Annotated in this window: 4 protein-coding genes; 3 read left to right on the top strand and 1 reads right to left on the bottom strand. The window is 61.2% G+C overall.

Annotated features, from left to right (window positions below; all coding sequences use genetic code 11):
* From B2W70_RS12940 to B2W70_RS12930, 3 genes are all read left to right on the top strand, one after another.
* Positions 1-194 (top strand): hypothetical protein (locus B2W70_RS12940; protein WP_286746256.1); only part of this gene is annotated, 194 nt, incomplete at its 5' end.
* 9 nt (positions 195-203) lie between these two features.
* Positions 204-1,091, top strand: coding sequence for a TniB family NTP-binding protein (locus tag B2W70_RS12935; RefSeq protein WP_286746255.1), 888 nt, complete (start codon positions 204-206; stop codon positions 1,089-1,091).
* A gap of 9 nt (positions 1,092-1,100) precedes the next feature.
* Positions 1,101-2,165: a TniQ family protein gene (locus B2W70_RS12930; RefSeq protein ID WP_286746253.1), complete on the top strand. Its 1,065-nt coding sequence runs from the start codon at positions 1,101-1,103 to the stop codon at positions 2,163-2,165.
* On the opposite strand, the gene B2W70_RS12925 is transcribed toward B2W70_RS12930, so the two are convergent.
* The coding region (locus tag B2W70_RS12925; protein ID WP_286746251.1) for a helix-turn-helix transcriptional regulator at positions 2,166-2,664 on the bottom strand (499 nt) is incomplete at its 5' end.

Below are 2,664 nucleotides of genomic sequence, written 5' to 3'. Positions count from 1 at the left end.
CAGAAAAGACCAAGGCCGCACGTCGCACGCTGCAGAAGCTGGCTGAACACACCAAAGTCCGAGCTCAAAAGCACAAGGAATTGCCACAAGCCTTTGAGGCACAGGTGCCCGCAGATGCGAATCAGGCCGCAGCGCCACACGAGGATGGCTACGCTGCCAAGCGGGAACTCATCCTCCCCTTCACCGATGACTAAGGGGAAAACGTGCACGATCATCTTTCCCCATCGGTCGTCCCGCTCCTGTCTGAGCCGGACGACATCCGCATCGAGCACATCCAGAAAGGCGCCTGGCTAGGGCTCGAAGACGCGATGGCAGCGCTGAAGCGGATGGATGCGATGCTTCATCATCCAACCGTGCCTCGGATGCCGAACCTGCTGCTGGTCGGCCCATCGTTCAGCGGCAAGACGTCCATCCTCCACAAGTTTGTGTCAAATCACTTGCCAAACCAGGCCCCCGAAAGGGAGGCCACGGTCTGCCCGGTGGTCATGGTGGAGGCCCCTCCGAAGCCAGACATCAGCGACTTCTACAGCCGAATCCTGGATGCCATGTTCGCCCACGTGAGGCACACGGCCTCACCCCACCAGAAGTACTTTCAGATCAAACAGCTGTTTCGAGAGCTGTCGGTGAAGATGCTCATCATCGATGAAATCCATCACCTGGTCGCGGGCAGCATGGCCCGACAGCGGGAGTTCCGCAACGCCATCAAGAGCCTCGGCAATGAGACCCAAGTGTCGATCGTTGCGGCGGGCATCGACGATGCGTACAACGCCATGAACTTGGATCCTCAAATGGCCAGCCGATTCCCACCGCTGGCCTTGACATCGCGGTGGGAAGGCATGAAGGCCCAACGCCTGCTTCGCAGCATCGAACGGCAGCTTCCTTTGGCAGAAGCGTCCTGGCTGTGCGATGAGGACATGACCTCCAGACTGACAGCCATGGCGGAGGGCTCTCTCGGCAACATCTGCGACCTGTGCAAAACGGCGGCCATCGAAGCCATCAAAAGTGGCAAGAGGCAGATCACGCGCAAGCAGATCGACGCCCTGGACTGGGTACCTCCATCCGCCCGGCGCAAGCACCGCCCGATCCTGTGAGACAACACCATGCGGGGCCTCACGCGACCGCTTTGGCCCATCCGATACAAGCCCCTGCCGGACGAGCTGTTGTCGTCGTGGTTGATGCGGCTGGCTCACGGTCATGGGCAGAAGGTTCAGACCTTCTGCAACCTGATCTTTGGCAACCAGCGGCAGGTCTGGAACAGGGACATCGATCGGCTGGGCCCTGCTTGGTTGATCGAGGAGTTGGCTGCATCAACGGGCACCCACCTGGACCGCGCGAGGCTCACTACGTTGCGGGGGTTCGAGGGAACCCTGTTCAAGTCATTCAAGACATCGGGCCATTTGCCCTGGATCCAAACGCTGCAGATGTACCACCGCAAGCGGGAGGGCTTTGGCATGCAGTTTTGCCCCCTGTGCCTTGCTGAAAGCAATCCACCCTACTTTCGTCGCAGTTGGCGGATCAGTTTCAAAACCGTCTGCACCAAGCATCAAGTTGCAATGCTAGATCGATGCCCTGCCTGCCAACACGCGATCGCATTCCACCGCATCGAGATGGGCAAGGCAGAGCACGATCGCCTGCCGTCCATGCGCCACTGCCATGCCTGCGGATTCGACCTGGGGGCTGCGATCGGTGTGCCGCCCAAAACCTTTCAGTGCCCCGATGCCCTGAGATGGTTGTGCGAGGTCATCCAACGACTCGATTCAGCGACAGATGACGAACTCGATGTCGATCCCGATTTGCTGTCGGTCTATCGCTACCTGGCCTCGATGATGTTGAGCAAGCGCGGCGCCGGCTTGAACGTACTCACCGCCGCAGAGATCGGTGCAGACGCCATTGCTTTCACACACGAACGGCGCTTGTCGCTGGAAGGCTCGGACTTGGCGACCAGGCACCAGATCCTGCTGCAAGCCGCCTGGCTGATGCAGGATCCCGCCTCGCGCATCGAGGCCGCATGGCAGGCGAAGGCCGTCAGGTACAACCACCTGATCAAGGACTTCGAAGACATGCCTGAGTGGTATCGGACGTCTGTGATCGGCCAGATTGAGCGGCGCCCATACACCCACCGCAAGCCCAGGCGTCATCCGAGCAAGGCGTCAAGCCCAGGCTGATCAGGTTACTGGCCCATGCTTGACTCGCCTGCCGGTGTCAGCGCAGACGATGTGCTGCTCATCCGGCAATTGCTGCATCGCGACCTTCAGGCTGGGTCTGAAGCGAACGTCAGGCAACAAGACGGGCGAGCTGATGCGGTCCATGCGGAAGGTGCGCAAGGCGTCCTTCTGAACATCGCGAGCAAGGATGTACCACACCGGTGGCTCAACCAACAGGCCGTGTGGTTCGATCTCGCGATCCGTGCACCGCCTCTGCGCATCGGTGTAGCGAAAGCCCAGGCCGTTGCCGCCCGTGAACGCGGCTTCGAACAAGGTCAGCAACTCAGGCGGAGTGGCACCGGCCGACTGCGCCAATGTGGCGCTGGCCGGTTTGCCGACGAAGACCCGCCGCAGGAGTGCGCGCAGGGGCGCTGCCCGCGCGTTCGGCAGGCTGGCCAACAGCTTGTGCAAGGCGGTCGTGGCGGCATCGCTCCAAGGCAGCACGCTCGCTTCACGCGCC

The organism is Aquabacterium sp. UBA2148 (genome assembly GCF_002328915.1).
Taxonomy (GTDB): domain Bacteria; phylum Pseudomonadota; class Gammaproteobacteria; order Burkholderiales; family Burkholderiaceae_C; genus Aquabacterium; species Aquabacterium parvum.
Note: the sequence above shows the minus strand (reverse complement) of the source record. Positions and strands in the feature narration are given on the sequence as shown.